Consider the following 16,026-nt stretch of genomic DNA (forward strand, 5'->3'; position numbering starts at 1 on the left):
TTATACAATAAACAACAAGGAACCACTTATGGAGTTACCCCCCTCTTCATTTGAGCGCCAAATCGTTTGGCAATAGAAGCTAAATATGACTGAACAACATCTAATTTAAAATCATTTTATACGATTTTATCTAGGCATCCAAAAATCCCCTTTAAGTAAATGTTAACTACAGATTACTGTAGCTCTTTTAACATTTTCTACTTAAAGGGGATACTATCAAAAGTGCTCCTATTATATATATTCTCAGGTTCTTATCTAATGCGTGAGCAATCGAATCGTTTTTGTACGACTAATTGGAACTGCTGAATCGTGCTCGACGACGACAACAGTTGAAAATTTATTATAATAATGGTCATCATGTGCCTTAGGAGATAAAATAATAAGCTTGCGTTGTAATTCGTTTACATATAAATCAAACACTTTTTCTTTCCGCTCCTCATCTAATGCACTATCAAACTCATCTAGGACGATGAAGCTCGGTGAAGTATTTAAATTTTGTAGCAAAGCTAGTGCAAATAATAGTGAGCTTAATGATTCTTCTCCGCCTGACACACCTTTTCCAAGCTTACCATGTCTGGCCTTTGTGCCAACATCTTCTAAACGGCCACTATGACCTATTTTCCGTGCTTTAATATACAATTTAAAAATCGTACGACCTTTTTTATCTTCAAAACGTTCATATTCAATTTTTCCTTCAAATTGGAATTCATCCATATATTTCGAAAATAAATTATTAATTTTAAGAACATTCATATTGATGGTCGTTTCAAGACGATTCTCATTTTCTAATGCTCGATTTCTGTGGATTTCTAAGTATTCCTGTGTTTGATCTACTGTCTCTTTTTTTATGTCAAAGTCATCTTTTACCGCAATATAATTACGCTCCGCCTCTGGATTCACTTTTTCAGCTCGCGCATTCTCAAAGTTGATACGGGCTGTGGTATTATCATTTTTCAGCTTTGTCACAGTGCTATTTATTACTAGAGGCACTTCTTGTACTTCAGCAAAAATATCTGGAATAATTGTTGCTAGCTCTTCCAAACAAAGTTGTTCTTGCAAAATAGAGGCCTCTGCCACTTCGAATTCTTCCTGATATTTGACAAGCATCTTTTTCGTACCTTGCACATCATTTTCCGCATCTGTTAAATCACGCTTAAGCGATCGAATATCACTTTCCTTCTGTCTACAAACATCATGAAGCTTGTAGCTCTCTTCCTTCAATTGGTTAACTGTGCTATTTGATTCATCAATAGTACGATTCATTTCTGTTAACTCTGATTTCGTTTTAGCAAGCTGTTCTTGCACTTTCTTTAAAGCCCCAAGCTGTTCATAAATACCTAGCTCGGCTTTTAGTTTTTCTAATTCAAATTGGATGGCTATTTTTTTCTCTTGCTCGTTTTGTAGAGCTGTTGTCATCTGGATTTCTTGCTTCTGAAGCGCTACAAACTGCTCGTCCAGCTTTGCTTTGTACTGTAGCTTATGATGCTTAAATTCGGCATCTACAACACTTGCTTCTGCCTTCTGCACATCCTTAATAATACTATTTAGCTTTTGCAAGTTGAGTTGATTTTCTTTAAATTGTGTTGTCGCTGCTGTTAACTGCACTTCAAGCTGCGTTCTTTGCTTGCGCATTTTGTGTAACTGCTCTGTCAGCATTTTATCATTTAAAATAACTGTATTTTTTTCTTGTGCACCTCGATAGCCACTCTCGTCTACTAATAAATCGCCTTCGATTTTAGGTGCTTGCATGTCGAAAAATTGCTGCACCCACCATAATGCTTTTACGGCAAAATTTTGTTCTGTTTCCGATAATCCTTGTCGAACAACTAATTTTTGCGCTGGTAAACTAGTGGTGAAGCGCTCTGGTACAATTGAACGCAATGACACATGATACACATCATTGAACGCTACTTTCACTTTTGCATCATAGAAAATGGTATATTTAATTGAATTTAAACGATTTTCATGCTCTATTGTGGCACCTTCTGCTAACGTCACTAAGTCTCGGAATGTATAAGCCGGGATATCTCGTTGCTTGAATTGTTGTAAGCCCGCTAATTGACGAGCAGAATATATTTGATTGTTTTCACGTTGGGTAATTTCAATTGTTGTATTTTCAAGTGCCTGCTCTAACGAAACTTTTTTCTTATAATAATCCTGAATTTGCTGTTCAAGATGTGTAATTTTTTGTTGTACTTGGTGAGCACTCGTATGCTCTGCTAGGAGTGCGATTGCTTCCTGTTCCGCTTTTTCGATTTCCTCTAGCTCCCATTTAAGGGTTAAACGATTTTCATTAAGCTCATCCTTTTGCACAGTCAAATTTATTAATTGCTGCTGTAATTGTTTATATTGCCGTTCAATTATAGCTAGTTTTTGCTGTGCATCATTGAAATTCGCTTTTGTTACATCCTCTGTAAAACGAAGCTGTTTACGCTGTTCTTCTGTATGAACAAGCTGCGCCTTTAATTCCTGCTCTGTCGCAATCAGAGTCTCTCGTTTCTTGAATAACTGCTCAAGCAATGTTGACTTTGAACGCTTTTCCTCGTCCATTTTCAGTTGCTTTTTATGAAGCTCTTGTAATAGGAGCTTTGCTTTTTCGATTTGTTTCTTTATTTGTATTATTTTTTCTTCTGTATCTTGATGAATGTCTGTGTGCTTCTTTTGTTTTTCTTTAAGTTCTTGCTTTTGATTGTTGTATAATTGGACTAGTGTCATGGTATAGAGGATATGTGCTTTTCCTGCATCATATAAACGAGCCTTATTATTTTTCAAACGATCAAATTCTTCTTTTGCTAATTTCAAATTAAATTCAGCCTGCTTAACAACTGTCTTTGCAGCTGCCAATTCTTGTTCCAACTCTTTAACACCTTCAATTGCCGTTTCCCACGATTGCTGAATTTCAGTAATATTATGCATTTCACTAAATCGACGAAAACGCTCTTCGGGCGCCATCACAGCAAACTGATTCACTTCTTGCTGATACCAAATTAAATAAAATAAATCTGAATCAATTTTATATTTAAACTGTAAATCTTCTTTATATGTTGTAAAATTACGTTGGTTTACATCACCTGAACGATAAATATCACTGACCGTCAATGCATCCTCTGTTTCTCCTGTTAGGACTTGATATTCACGCTGTAATGCGCCTCGATTTGCATCCTGCTCAATCACTAAACGAAATGAAACAAAAGGTGCTGCGTCAATCCGAGAAGGCCCTTCATTTTTAAAGGTTAGCTCCGCCATCGCTTTCCATTTTTGATTACTTGGTAAATTATTAGAACGCAAGCCCTCTAAATCGATTTTTGACGAATATAGTACCGCTCCCATGCAAAATGAAATAGTTGATTTTCCTGTTCCATTTGGTCCGGTGATTAGAATATGATCATCAGCTTCACCAAACACGATGCGCGTCGGTTTATAGTCACGTATACCACTAAACTGCAGACGATAGGGAATCATAGTGCATCCTCCCGAATATACAGATTATAGCGTTTGAAAAATTTCAATACTTCTTCTTTATTCAACTGAGTGGATTGAGCAAATTCGGCTGTTCTTCGTAAAAACGAGTCGGAAAATATATGAACACCAATCGCTGTTAACGAGTAAGCTTTTTCATTTTTTGAAATTTCATTTTCTTCTACTGCACCGATTTTTTTCAGTTGGTCGATATTTTTCAGTAATTTAGCACTCGCATTTAACAGCTCATGTCCAAAATCTGTTAATATTTGCTGTACTAATGTATATTCATGATTTAGTACTTCCTGCTGATAAAACATATACAGTAAAATGGCAAGTGCCTCTTTGCTTAATGTCGACTTTGCATCCTTTGCAGAAACTCGCATCATAACGATCACACGTGTTCTTTTTTCATCATAAATTACACGAAAATAGCGATGCACTGCTGCATTTACACGTTCAATAAAAGAATAGAAAGCCTTGTCATCATTTTTTATGTTTAATAGCTTTTCCAGATCCTTGCGTCTTAAACCATAATTACTGCCTAGTACACTTGCAGAGGATGAAAATAATAACTGCATGAATGCTAGCTCTTCCTCCGCCGATAAGTAGGCACGTAAATTACTCATTGTCGCGAGTTGTGCGTTTATGTCGTTGTAATGTAAATCGTCTGTCGTCATCTTCTACCCACTCCCATCGTTTATCGAATTGTTTTGTGTCCAATACTTCCTTCATATTTACCTTTTGCTTACTCGTTAAAGCTGATACAGCTAGAAGGGAACGAATTGCATCTCCCCATTCCGCAGAGCTTGATTCAATCATCACTTCCTCTAGCTCACTTTCACCGTGTACGTCTAAGTAATGTTCGATGATATCCGTATTAATAACTGCCTTCGTCATTTGCCAAGCTGCATCATCAAACAATTGTTGAACAGATTCACCTTCAACAATTGTTTCTTCAAAATCGATTTCCGCCTCAGTCTCAATTGGATCATTCACTTTTGGTTCATAGGTTTCTAAATAGTGAATAGCATCATCAATATCTTGCCCACCTATTGGAGCAGCAAATTTAATTGGCATCCAAATACCGTCAAGTTCCTCGTCCTCATACTGTGCCTGTTCCATAAAACTAAATAAATCATACGCATTTGGGATATTTGAATCGATTGGTGGGTTATACATATTTACTATAAATGTACGTATCTTTTCTGGTGAAATCGAATCAGAGAGAGGCGTATCCTGCATCGTTACAAAGCGAATATATTTCGTAAGCATTCCTAGACTAAGCGCTGTTCCCTTTGATAAAACAGCTGTCCCACGTTGTACTAATTCACTCATTACTAAGCTCTCTTCTACTGTTCGGAACTGACTAAGTCGCTCTTGCATTTTTATTTCAAGTTCCTGCATTAGCTGATGGATAATTTCAAGCTGTGGCAAAGCATTTCGATCTGCAAAAAATTCTAATTGACGAAGTTCCAGTTTTTGAATAGCATCTTCAACATTGTGAATCATAGATGCAATTTTATTGCCTCCTGAAATGCCATTATCATCATAGGCTGCACTGAGCTCCGCATCTCGTCGTGCTTGGAAGAGTGAACGCCCAATATCATCCTGTAAATAATAAGCTAATGAATCGTTCGCAAGTCGAATAAGTGCATCCATCATCCGTTTACCACGGTCTAATAATTTTATTTGACGCGTTTGCTTTGTGAGCCAGCTATTACGTGACAAAATGTAAATTAAGTGTTCAAGTTGTTTAATGGTTGGTGGGGCATCATCAATATATGTATTGCGATAGCGATAATACAGCATTTCTGTATCCTCAATCACGCCTGCTAACCCTAAAGACTCTTCATATAAAAGCTGAATCGTATTCAGAAACCGTAAAATTTCAAGTGGTGATTCATAAATTTGCTGGCTCCCTAACTCGTTTAATACTCCAGCCAATGATGCAATATCACGCATTGATGTTTTAAGCTCAGCTGTGTTTGATTCAACATTAAAAATAGAGATTGGCGCACGCTTTACTGTATCCATTTCATCCATTGTTCTACATCTCCTAATTGCTGCTCTTGTTCGTGCTCAGCTATTTCAAGTTCGCCAAGTAGCCATTTTTTATAGGCTTCGATATCAGAAAAAGTCCGATTGTCCCTAGCAATGATTTTATACGGTGTATTAATCATTTGTACTGCATGCTTAGCTATTGTTAAGCCTGCAACATCAAAATCTGTCCAAATAATTACTGTTTGTGTGGTGACTAGTTGACGAATCAACATTTTATGCGCAGATCTTATTTGACCATCTAAGCATAAAATAAAGGCATTTGTACACTGTAAAAAGCTAGTTTCCTTCGCCATTCGTGTGAGGATTGCCCTATTTTCAACAAGCCAAATAATACTAGCCTCCGTTTTATATGTATCCTTTAAAATAGCATCATCGGTTAATGCATGAATAACACCTTGTTGATATTGGCTAAATGTCCCCGTTAACTCACCTGCAAAAAAGACTGGTGTAATTTTCCCTAAACTAATTAAACCGCAATCGCTTGTTTGAATAGAGAAAACACGTTCTAGCTCTTCAATAAATTCTTTTTGCTCACGGTCGAAAACTTTTGAGCCACCAATCTTATCAAAAAGCGTTGCACCTATTTCTTTAAAATCAAACAGTACGCCTTTATTTGCCAATTGGAAAAAGCCGATTGAAAAATGTAAAAAACGTAATCGTTTTTCAATCGACCAATGGGACAATAACTGTGTCGTATGTGTTAATTTTTCAATGGGCATTGCTACAAGTTCATTTAATTGTTGTACAACTTGTTGAAGTTCTTCTATTGGCTGTATGTCCGCACTTTTTTGTAACTGCAATGCATAATTTTCTAACTTTTGCGTCTGCTGCTCGTTCTGTGCATCAAAATAGTACTTTAAACTTGGTCCAATCCGGTAATGGATTGCTTTTGCGGTACGTCCATCTTGCGCGAAAACAATTTCCTCTATAATCCAGCCTTCCGTAATCCAGCTCTGAATTGTAGAAAAATCTTCTGACAGTTTCCGCTTTGCATTTTTTGTGAATTTATAGTTCAATAGCCCTTGCGGCGGCATTGTTTTTGTTAGTTGACCAACCTTTAAAAACGATACATTGCGGTATGTTCGTGCAGTTTGTTTCGCTACCGTATACTGCTTAATTGTATCGGTAATATATTTTGGAGGTACTTCAAGGTGCTCCCTATTTTTGACAAAATTAGAAGCCAAAAATTGTTCTATCATACTACCACACCCTTTCTCCCTCCATTATACAAAACTTGTTTTTTGAATGCAGTATATATACTTTACCTATATAAGGAAGTAAGGGTTACACCTCATCTAAATAATCTGCTAAAACGTATCATAAAAAAACTACATCATCCATCAGGCAATCTGATTTCTGACGTAGTCTTTTTCTTTTTAAGCTTCCTCTGTATTTTTCCCAGTACCCCCGATTACTTCAGGGGTCCCATCCACTGTGTCTTCCTGCACATTTTCAGCGGCAGGAGGTGTAATCGTCACCAATGTATAGTCATCTTCCTGTAATATTTCAAAGGAAAACTTTTCGCGAATATCTCCTACATAAAGTGATGTCCCGATGGCTACATCAGTCACATCCACCTCTATTGTTTCAGGGATTTCAGATGGATTTACTTTTATTCGAACTTCACGATTAGGCTGTAATAGGAATCCACCATCGGCAACTCCAATAGCATTACCACTAACCGTTACTGGAATATCGACCTCTAGTTCCTCTGACATATTAATGGATTTAAAATCTACATGCTTAACATTGCCCTTTAGCGCACAGCGTTGTACTTCTGTTAGTACTGCGTTTATCCGCTTACCGTCAACATCTAATTGAAAAACACTTTTATGACCGAATTCAGATAACATTTTTGCAAATTGTCTGGCATTTAGTGATACCGCCGTTGACTCCATTTGATAGCCATAAACGACGCCTGGTATAGCACCCTTCTGTCTGAGTTGAGTTAATGATGAATGACGCCCTTTATCGCGTTTTTTTACAGTTAAAACAGTATTCATCGTATTTTCCCCTTTCATGGAAACTAGTCTCATAAAAGGTTTTTGCCCGTTCTATAAATTTTTATACATTTTATTAAAATACTGATCTCCGGCTACATCTTTTGTTTCTTCATTAAATGTGGGTTGAAGCACAATGTGGAGCTTTCTCAATATGTACATAGTTGGTTGGCTCTTAATAGGCATGTGCCTGCATTGGAATGGCCAATGATATGCCTATCAATCCTGCCGATACAGCCTTTGAGATTTTCCCCTTCCTCTCGTTTCTCCCTTCTTAACTAAGTTAAATATCGTATTTTTAGAGAATTGTTCTATCTAAAAACTACACTTCAGCCTGTTCTGGCTTACGAACAGGCTGAAGTGTAGTTCTGACATGCACTTATAGGATTGCAATTTTATTATCTAACAACAAATGTAAATCATGAAGCTTTTTAATTTCATATTGTGGTTGAATATCGCTTGTATTTTCAATATCACGTATATTAAACCAGCATGTATCAATTCCGGCTTGTAGTCCGCCTTTTACATCCGATGTCAAGGAATCCCCAATAATTATAGTTTTATCTTTATTTATATCATCGATACGTTCAAAAACATAGTCGAAAAAGGCTGGCATTGGTTTTTGATAGCCTGTTTGTTCTGAGATAAAAATGCCTTTAAAAAATGGAGCTAGATTTGCGTCCTCTAGTCGTTTATTTTGAGTCATTGTTTTACCATTTGACACGACATATAAATCATAATTATCGGCAAGCTGTTCGATTACTTCGTAGGCACCATCAACATAATGATGTGCTTCCTTCAAATATTTTTGAAAGACTGCTTCCAAGTACTCCCCATCTACATCTAAGCCGAATTCCTTTAACGCAACCGAAAATCGAGTGTTATGTAATGTATTTTTAGACACCTCGCCACGTTCAAAAGCACGCCACATTGACTCATTGATCTCTTTATAACGCGCAATCATCGTTGGAGTTGTTGCAATATTTTCCTGTTTAAATAAACGGTCAAGTGCTGCATTTTCTGCTAAATCAAAATCTAATAATGTGTCATCCACGTCAAACAATAATGTTTCATACTTAGTCATGTCATTCCCTACTTTCTCTGGTGCTGTTTTACCATTTTGCTCCTTCTATCATAACGTTTTTTTTAAAAAATGACAGTAAATATACCTATTTCTCCAGTTTACAGAATTTTGGGAAATGTCTTACGAAGAAAGTTGTTAAATATATTTCCTTAATTGGGTAATAAAAATGATCATCTGACCTAAAAATAGCCCTTTCGACAATTTCATATTTGAAATTATTAGCGAATATGAGACAATAGAATGCTAGAAAGGAAGATGTACGAAATATGACGACCTTACAAAAAATTACGCCTGTCTTGGATCCATGGGAAGCGTACTTAGATGTTGAACAACATGGGCATATGACACTATCCAATATTGAATTTACAACAACAACACTTTGTAATATGCGCTGTGCTCACTGCGCAGTAGGTTATACATTGCAAAATAAAGACCCTGAAGCATTACCAATCGACTTGTTAACGAAGCGTTTAGATGAAATTCCACACCTTAAAACAATCTCGATTACTGGCGGAGAACGCCCCATTATAGAAGATATAACTTCATTTAAGTCATCTGAAGCGCCGTCATTACTAGCCTTGCCACCTTTAATGTCGGATAACCCAACTTTAAGCATCATACGAATGTCCCCGCCTTTATTAATATAAATATCTGAGAATAGATTGTTCAGCATTTGCTTCTTCACACCTATCGGAGCACTGTCAAATGCATGTCCAAACTTAACTGCCAATCCCATGAATTCCTCAAGGTTAAAAGAGTTGTCTTGATCTTGAATAGATTTTTCTTCTAATGTTGAATAAAATTCTTTCATATCATTCAATTCATGTAAGATATCTTTTTGTTTTTTTAAATAAACAATTTGTAAATCTAAGTCGTCATCTAATTCGGATACAAGCTCAGTAATGTTATCTAACTTTGTTTGTAGTTTATCGATATCCTTTTTTACTTTGTCTGCCTCTGATGAATAAGTGAACTTATCAGCTTCTAATTTCAGTTTAATTGTTTCTATCATATCTGGTTTAATCAAATGTTGAATTTTTTCTTTAGCTATATCGACAACAATTTTCTCTAATACTTCCTTTCTGTATAAAGTATTGTGTTGGCAATTATCTTTTTTTGATGAACGTTTATTTCGGCAAGTGTAATAGGAAAACTGTTTTTTAGCATTTTTAGGTTGAGATGTAATAACAGTCATTCGCTCTCCACATTCAGAACAATATACTAACCCTGATAATAGAAATTGAGTATTTAATGTCACCCTTTCACTTACGCCTGATTTTCTTTTTTCATAGGCACTATTAATCTTCTTCTGTTTCTCTTCTGTGCGACAAACTTCAATTAATTCAGACCTCTCAATTACACGATCTAAATCTGGATTCATTTTACTCTCATACGAAAAATGACCTGTGTAAATTGGATTAAATAATATCGTATGAATATTTTTATGATTCCATTCTTCAACGGTAGATTCTTCTATTCGTATTGGCTTCAATATCGGTTCTTTTAGTTGTTCTTTGCCTCTTATTTTTCCACCATTAAGATATTTTGCAATTGAGAGCATTCCAATTCCTTCTAAATATAGTTCTTCTACTAATTCAATTACTTTTTTTGCTCTTGGTAATAATTCTAATTTATATTGTCCTTTACCAAATGTATATCCAATTGGCGCACTTCCACCTGTAAATTCACCTTTTTTAGCTTTCATTAACATGGTATCTGACACACGAGTTGCAGTTGTAGCACTTTCCATTTCTGCAACCATAGACATGACAACTTCCATCATTTTAGATGCTCCTGCGAATTTAAACGCCTCTAAGTCTACTTGTTGTTCACCAGATGCAGAAAGATAGATTTCCACGTTGTAATCTGCTAAAAATTGAAGGAATCCTATATACTCCATTGTGTTACGAAACATTCTATCTCGCTTATAAGCAATGACATAATTAACTTTTCCATCTCTTATATCTTGCATTAACTCTTGAATAATATTTCGATTTTCAATCCTTACCTTCCTAGCAGATACTCCCTCTTCAATATAAGGTTTATATATCAAACCTTTAATTTGTTTTGCGTGATTGTTTGCAAGATCCATTTGCATCTCTAGTGAGTCACCTTCTTCAACTTGCATATCAGTAGATACTCGAATTAGTACGCCAATTGATATTGTATTTTGTTCGATGACATCAGTATTCTTTGATGTTTTGTTGTATTTATTTTTAGTTGAAAATAAACTCATTAATAGACGACCTCCATATTTATATTTTCTATAACCATTGATTATATTTTATAACAACTAGCAAAAAAATCAAGAAATGACCGAAGTATCTCTTGATTTTTTCTATATTAATTTCTATATGTATTATTTTTAAAGTAAGATACGAATAAATCTATGATATTATCTTCTAATTGCTCTCTATTTTTTTTAGCCTCATCACTATAATCAAACTCAACAGCTTTGACAGAAGGAATACTTCGTACCTTTAAGTCATCAAAATTTTTCATTTTCCCCATTAAAATCATCCTTTCTTACATAATCAATAAATTCAAACTTCAATCCATTTTCTTCGTGTTCTTCTTTATGTATTATTTTAAATTGTTGCTTAACTTGTTCATAAGGAAAGTACCTGTCTCCCTTTTTATTATCATGAATATATGTAATATAAACTTTATCTGAGAATGGTAACGCTTGTTCAAACAGTTTTTCTCCACCACAAATCCATAAATCCTTGTCTTGGCTTCCACTATGTAGATAATGATTCAATACTTTATCAAATGACGATTCTACAATAACATCTTTAGGTGCTTTAAACTTCTTATTTGAAGTTAAAACGACATTGATACGTTTATCTAGAGATTTATCTAATTCTAAAAATGTATTTTTGCCCATCAAGCAAATATTAGGATGTGCATTGTTGCCAGTTGTAAGTTTTCGAAAACGATCCATATCTTTTTTAATTCTATGTAGTAAATGTCCATTCTTACCTATAGAGTTCGTTTTATTAATTGCTGCTATGATATTGATTACCATGAAATCCTCCTGCTTTTCATTGACTTAATACGTGACTTGATAGTAAAATCAAGATGTGACTAAACCGAATTTACCTGATTCACTTCTAAGTCACGTATGAGTGAGTGTCTTATAGGCATCTCACTTTTTTTATTTACCTTTCTTGGCATGAATTATTTTCTTGTTATCATATACAGTAACCACTTCCCATCCATCAGATTCTAATTGCTCTACCTCACTGTAGTCTTTGTAATTGTAGTAGATATGTTTTTCTTTTGTTGACAATGAAGACACTATTACTGCAAAAACTAATATTCCTATACCTATGCATATATTTATTTTTGAATTAGTATAATTTTTAAAATAAACACTCACTGGAATTATTATCATTAATAATAAAACTGCTACTACAACTGTCCATAAGTAAGAATTGACTGTCCATTCATTAATTATCAATTAACACTACTTCCTTTTTTGTTTGTATAATCACACAGCTAATTCAAATTTAAGTTGTGGCAAGATTGGGTTATAATCAATCAACTCAAAATCCTTTTCTGAAATGTCATAAAAATTAGTACCGTCATGGACATTTAGAATTAACTTAGGTTGAGATTGAACTTCTCTAGATTTTAATTCTTCTACTCGCTTTAACATTTCTATAGCGTTATCAGAGTGATTGTCGTAGACATGGAGGTTTTGAGTTAGCATATTAAACTTACCAACTTTCATTGAAGTGTGTTTAGCTATCATCATTTGAAACGCTAAATATTGCATCCTATTTATGTGTCCTGCTGTTAGGTAATCACTGCTACGAGATGTTAATGTCATATCTAAAAAGAAATCATCTTTTACTTTTCTTACTGTAAACATAGTTTGGTAGCAACATGGGTTCAAGCCATCTGATTCCTTAAAATCCTCATTCTGCCACATTGATAAGATATGTCTACGACCAAACTTGTTATTCATTAAACCGTCTAATAAATTGTTCATTAAGTCATGTTTCTTTACAGTTGCACCATATCTAATACCGATTGAATCGTCTCCGATATCAAAATCATTCCACCAGTTAATATTGTAATTGTCACGTAGAAGCTTCAAATCGTTACTTTGCTCCTTATAAATCCATTCAATTTCCCTAATGGCACTTTTAATTGCAATTGGACGTAATTCTGTAATAGGAGTCTCACCTTTTGAAATATCATATGTTTCAAATACTGGACTGATAAATGCGCTATATGCAGGAGTTCCATCTTTCCATTTTGGTCTAGGATTATCATCCATACATCCTTCATTAGCCAATCTAGTTAAGTTTTCAATCAGATACTTTTCTGCTTTATTTAATTCTGTCAACCTAAACTCTCCTTATGTATAAAAATTAATGAGAGCAGAAATAAATCCACTCCCATATTAAGTTATGTATTTTATTTATTAAAAAGCTTCTTCATAACTTTTTTAAACTTACCCTTCTTTTTAGGTTGCTCTACTACTAATTCAGTTTCATCTACTTCAATCTTTCCTTCATTGTTATTATTTGAGTCAGTTTTATCAATCTCAACTAGACGTTCTTGAACATGTTCTTTATAAGAATCAATAAATTCATCTGCAATCTTTTCTTCAACTTTCTTATCAAACTTTACAAATTTATTATTAAATCGCTCATTACCTAATCCATAAAAATCCTCAAATGATACTGCACCATTTCCATTATATTGAGGTACAAATTGTACTCCGTTTTGCTTAGCTTCTAACTTGCGTTCTTTACGTGATTTCATCATAAGATCATACTCCTTTAATTATGTATTTTTTATTTCAATTTACTTGCATCAAAATATTTCCATTTCATATTACTCAACATTAAATCTAATGTATATTTTGCCTCATCTTCATTCATGTTTGAATTGGCTTTCGTCCATGTATTCACTAGCAAACTATCATCTGTTTGATGTAATATAGCCATCTTACGAACCATGAGCAATTCTTCATCTGTTAGATTTAGGTCAGTGTCATTTTTAGTTGAATCAATTAGTTTTACTGCAATACTTTTAATCGTGTTTTCTTCTGAATGAGTAAACTCATATCCCATAGTATTAACTCCTTTTTCAAGTTTAAATAGTATCCATGATTTATTGAAGGTTATTTATCACTTTCCACTACTACCTAATGCACCCGTACCTCGTTCAGATGGAATGCTCAACAATTCCTCATAAGTAATTACCTCTTCTTTAACTTCTGGAACAATTTCAACTGCCATTTGGCATACTGCTTTAGTAATTGGATATTTAACTTCTGTATCAGTTTCAACTTTATCTTCTACTAACTTAGAAATTACAATATTTTTATTAGTTGTATTTTGTAGCTTCAGGAATACTTCTCCTCGATAACCACTATCAACCTGACCGCATCGAGGTACTAAACCAATTGATCCTGTTGAACCACGTTCACGTTTAAAGTCTAGTCGGTATTTGTAGCTTACTGCTGTTGCGATTCCTGTATTAAATGTAACAATTTCATGTGGCTTAATTACTACTTCATCTTCATTGAATAATACATAGATGTCATAACATCCATCTTCCTTTCGTTTTGTTGGGATAACTGCATCTTCTTTAACCTTTGCGAAAAATAACGTGTCGTTTGAATTCATATTGTAACTTCTCCTTTGTTTATGTATTTATTAAACTACGCTTCACAAGCAGTACATAATTTATCTTTACTAAATTGTTGTGCAGCATTTGTACTATGTTGGTAATATAAAGTTTTAATTTTATTTTTCCATGCGAAAATGTGTAAATCATTGATTTCCTTAGCTGACATTTTTGGATTAACCATGATATTCAATGATTGACTTTGATCGATATACTGTTGACGTAATGCAGCTTGTTCTAAAACTACATACTGGTCAATTTCACTAAACGTCTTAAATACTTCTTTTTCATGGTCAGATAAGAAATTCAAATGTTGTACCGAACCATCATTGTTTCGAATACTAATCCATGTTTCTCGGTCATCTTTATTGTAAGACTCTAAGACTTTCTTTAAGTACGGATTACGAATAGTCACCTTTGCTTTTGCTACATCTTTTACATAAATATTAGACCATACAGGCTCAATCGACTGACTTACTTGTCCCAAGATAAACGCTGAACTTGTAGTGGGTGCAATCGCTAATAGCGTAGAGTTGCGACGACCATAACCTTTCAAAATTTCTGGCTCTCCAAATAATTTAGCTAATTCTTTTGAAGCTTTCAGTGATTTCTTTTGTAAAATACGAGCAATACGAACATTCAATTGAGATGCTTCAACACTTTCAAATGGAATCATGTTAGATTGTAAATATGAATGATAACCAAGTGTACCAAGTCCTAAGGCTCTGTTATCTTTAGCAAAGTTATATGCTCTCTCCATATATGTAAATGCATTACGTTTTTCAGCATCTTCTGAGTCTCGCATTACCTCTAAGTCACTAATAAATTCTGAAATGACTGCATCTAAGAAATAAGTCATTGTTTCGACTGCGTCAGTATCTTTCCATTCATCAAAATATAGTAGATTCATGGAAGATAAGCAACATACGAATGACCAATTATCATTATTTGGTAAGCTAATTTCTGAACATAGATTCGAGTGATTGATTCTTAAGCCTTTATCTCTATATACATCTACTGTATGGTTATTTACTGTATCTGTAAAGAAAATATATGGATAGCCTTTTTCAACGCGACTCTGGATAACCTTAGCCCATAGTGAACGTTTTTCAGTATCCCCTGCAATCATTTCTTTCATCCACTTATCAGTAGCAGTTACTCCATGAGTTAATTTTTGAATAGGATCTCCTTCTGATCCAATTTTTAAAAATTCCTCGCTATCATGGTGTTCAATAGGTAAATATGGAGAAAATGCTCCTCTGCGAATATTTCCTTGACTGGCAACGTCAATTAGAGTTTCAAACATCTTCATAAAGTGAACTGATCCTGAAGATTCGCCATTATCAGAGATAGCAGCACCTCGATGTCGGAGATTCCCAAAGTAACCAGAAGTACCTCCACCAAATTTACTCATCATTCCTACTTCTCCGTGTGTATATAAAATGTTAGCCATATTATCATCGATATTACTTCCGAAACAGCTAATACTTAAGCCTTTTGATGTTCCAAAGTTAGACCACACTGGAGATGAAAGCGAATAGTAACCTTTAGATAAATAGTCATAGAATTTATCGGAAAACCCTTTAATTCCTAAAATTTTCTCTGCATGTTTTGAAATGTCTTTCAATCGTTGCTCAGGAGTTACACCTTCGGGTAAGTATCCGCCCTCTAAAAATTTTCTACTATTTTCGTTTAACCATTTAAATGACATTAACATTTCCCCTTATTAAGTAAAAGTATATTAGCAGTTTTACAACATGCTTAGGTTAT

At 34.5% G+C, this 16,026-nt stretch carries 15 protein-coding genes and 1 pseudogene; 1 reads left to right on the forward strand and 15 read right to left on the reverse strand.

Annotated features, from left to right (window positions below; genetic code table 11):
* Positions 1-255: 255 nt before the first annotated feature.
* From FJQ98_RS15750 to FJQ98_RS15775, 6 genes are all read right to left on the reverse strand, one after another.
* Complete coding sequence (locus FJQ98_RS15750) at positions 256-3,462, reverse strand: AAA family ATPase (RefSeq protein WP_053596752.1); 3,207 nt, start codon at positions 3,460-3,462, stop codon at positions 256-258.
* Positions 3,459-4,139 (reverse strand): hypothetical protein, encoded by a 681-nt coding sequence (locus FJQ98_RS15755; RefSeq protein ID WP_053596753.1) that lies wholly within the window; start codon positions 4,137-4,139, stop codon positions 3,459-3,461. The genes FJQ98_RS15750 and FJQ98_RS15755 overlap by 4 nt, the downstream gene beginning before the upstream one ends.
* Positions 4,081-5,505 carry a hypothetical protein gene (locus FJQ98_RS15760; protein WP_241774633.1) on the reverse strand — a complete coding sequence of 475 codons (1,425 nt, stop codon included), beginning with the start codon at positions 5,503-5,505 and terminating at the stop codon, positions 4,081-4,083. The genes FJQ98_RS15755 and FJQ98_RS15760 overlap by 59 nt, the downstream gene beginning before the upstream one ends.
* Positions 5,484-6,722: a DUF2399 domain-containing protein gene (locus FJQ98_RS15765; protein ID WP_053596754.1), complete on the reverse strand. Its 1,239-nt coding sequence runs from the start codon at positions 6,720-6,722 to the stop codon at positions 5,484-5,486. Before FJQ98_RS15765 ends, FJQ98_RS15760 begins: the two co-directional genes overlap by 22 nt.
* A 177-nt stretch (positions 6,723-6,899) precedes the next feature.
* Positions 6,900-7,526, reverse strand: a complete 627-nt coding sequence (locus FJQ98_RS15770; protein ID WP_053596755.1) for a 50S ribosomal protein L25/general stress protein Ctc — start codon at positions 7,524-7,526, stop codon at positions 6,900-6,902.
* Positions 7,527-7,902: 376 nt separating this feature from the next.
* Complete coding sequence (locus FJQ98_RS15775) at positions 7,903-8,607, reverse strand: YjjG family noncanonical pyrimidine nucleotidase (RefSeq protein ID WP_053596756.1); 705 nt, start codon at positions 8,605-8,607, stop codon at positions 7,903-7,905.
* A gap of 266 nt (positions 8,608-8,873) precedes the next feature.
* On the opposite strand from FJQ98_RS15775, the pseudogene FJQ98_RS26875 reads away from it, so the two are divergent.
* Positions 8,874-9,125: pseudogene (locus FJQ98_RS26875) on the forward strand (radical SAM/CxCxxxxC motif protein YfkAB); the annotation flags it as partial.
* On the opposite strand, the gene FJQ98_RS15780 reads toward FJQ98_RS26875, so the two are convergent.
* The 9 genes from FJQ98_RS15780 to FJQ98_RS15820 form a co-directional block, all read right to left on the reverse strand.
* Positions 9,020-10,843, reverse strand: a complete 1,824-nt coding sequence (locus FJQ98_RS15780; RefSeq protein WP_053596757.1) for a recombinase family protein — start codon at positions 10,841-10,843, stop codon at positions 9,020-9,022. The pseudogene FJQ98_RS26875 and the gene FJQ98_RS15780 sit on opposite strands and share 106 nt — an antisense overlap.
* 107 nt (positions 10,844-10,950) lie before the next feature.
* On the reverse strand, positions 10,951-11,118 hold the full coding sequence (locus FJQ98_RS15785) for a hypothetical protein (RefSeq protein ID WP_158003092.1): 168 nt from the start codon (positions 11,116-11,118) through the stop codon (positions 10,951-10,953).
* A complete protein-coding gene (locus FJQ98_RS15790; protein ID WP_053596758.1) occupies positions 11,096-11,635 on the reverse strand; it encodes a dihydrofolate reductase in 540 nt (179 codons plus the stop codon). The genes FJQ98_RS15785 and FJQ98_RS15790 overlap by 23 nt, the downstream gene beginning before the upstream one ends.
* A gap of 129 nt (positions 11,636-11,764) precedes the next feature.
* Positions 11,765-12,070, reverse strand: a complete 306-nt coding sequence (locus FJQ98_RS15795; protein WP_053596759.1) for a hypothetical protein — start codon at positions 12,068-12,070, stop codon at positions 11,765-11,767.
* A gap of 30 nt (positions 12,071-12,100) precedes the next feature.
* Positions 12,101-12,964 carry a thymidylate synthase gene (locus tag FJQ98_RS15800; RefSeq protein ID WP_075807337.1) on the reverse strand — a complete coding sequence of 288 codons (864 nt, stop codon included), beginning with the start codon at positions 12,962-12,964 and terminating at the stop codon, positions 12,101-12,103.
* Between the two features lie 71 nt (positions 12,965-13,035).
* On the reverse strand, positions 13,036-13,389 hold the full coding sequence (locus tag FJQ98_RS15805; RefSeq protein ID WP_053596760.1) for a hypothetical protein: 354 nt from the start codon (positions 13,387-13,389) through the stop codon (positions 13,036-13,038).
* Between the two features lie 29 nt (positions 13,390-13,418).
* Positions 13,419-13,697, reverse strand: a complete 279-nt coding sequence (locus FJQ98_RS15810) for a hypothetical protein (RefSeq protein ID WP_053596761.1) — start codon at positions 13,695-13,697, stop codon at positions 13,419-13,421.
* A gap of 57 nt (positions 13,698-13,754) precedes the next feature.
* Entirely contained in the window at positions 13,755-14,255 is a 501-nt protein-coding gene (locus FJQ98_RS15815; RefSeq protein ID WP_053596762.1) for a hypothetical protein, read from the reverse strand.
* A gap of 35 nt (positions 14,256-14,290) precedes the next feature.
* A complete protein-coding gene (locus FJQ98_RS15820) occupies positions 14,291-15,967 on the reverse strand; it encodes a ribonucleoside-diphosphate reductase subunit alpha (RefSeq protein ID WP_198926937.1) in 1,677 nt (558 codons plus the stop codon).
* Positions 15,968-16,026: the final 59 nt, after the last annotated feature.

Source organism: Lysinibacillus agricola, from assembly GCF_016638705.1.
In the GTDB taxonomy this organism is placed as follows: domain Bacteria; phylum Bacillota; class Bacilli; order Bacillales_A; family Planococcaceae; genus Lysinibacillus; species Lysinibacillus agricola.

Bases quoted from the DNA above. Each gene is read 5' to 3' on its own strand.
- FJQ98_RS15750 (WP_053596752.1), bottom strand. From the start codon at position 3,462: ATGATTCCCTATCGTCTGCAGTTTAGTGGTATACGTGACTATAAACCG.
- FJQ98_RS15755 (WP_053596753.1), bottom strand. From the start codon at position 4,139: ATGACGACAGACGATTTACATTACAACGACATAAACGCACAACTCGCG.
- FJQ98_RS15760 (WP_241774633.1), bottom strand. From the start codon at position 5,505: ATGGATGAAATGGATACAGTAAAGCGTGCGCCAATCTCTATTTTTAAT.
- FJQ98_RS15765 (WP_053596754.1), bottom strand. From the start codon at position 6,722: ATGATAGAACAATTTTTGGCTTCTAATTTTGTCAAAAATAGGGAGCAC.
- FJQ98_RS15770 (WP_053596755.1), bottom strand. From the start codon at position 7,526: ATGAATACTGTTTTAACTGTAAAAAAACGCGATAAAGGGCGTCATTCA.
- FJQ98_RS15775 (WP_053596756.1), bottom strand. From the start codon at position 8,607: ATGACTAAGTATGAAACATTATTGTTTGACGTGGATGACACATTATTA.
- FJQ98_RS15780 (WP_053596757.1), bottom strand. From the start codon at position 10,843: ATGAGTTTATTTTCAACTAAAAATAAATACAACAAAACATCAAAGAAT.
- FJQ98_RS15785 (WP_158003092.1), bottom strand. From the start codon at position 11,118: ATGGGGAAAATGAAAAATTTTGATGACTTAAAGGTACGAAGTATTCCT.
- FJQ98_RS15790 (WP_053596758.1), bottom strand. From the start codon at position 11,635: ATGGTAATCAATATCATAGCAGCAATTAATAAAACGAACTCTATAGGT.
- FJQ98_RS15805 (WP_053596760.1), bottom strand. From the start codon at position 13,389: ATGATGAAATCACGTAAAGAACGCAAGTTAGAAGCTAAGCAAAACGGA.
- FJQ98_RS15810 (WP_053596761.1), bottom strand. From the start codon at position 13,697: ATGGGATATGAGTTTACTCATTCAGAAGAAAACACGATTAAAAGTATT.
- FJQ98_RS15815 (WP_053596762.1), bottom strand. From the start codon at position 14,255: ATGAATTCAAACGACACGTTATTTTTCGCAAAGGTTAAAGAAGATGCA.
- FJQ98_RS15820 (WP_198926937.1), bottom strand. From the start codon at position 15,967: ATGTCATTTAAATGGTTAAACGAAAATAGTAGAAAATTTTTAGAGGGC.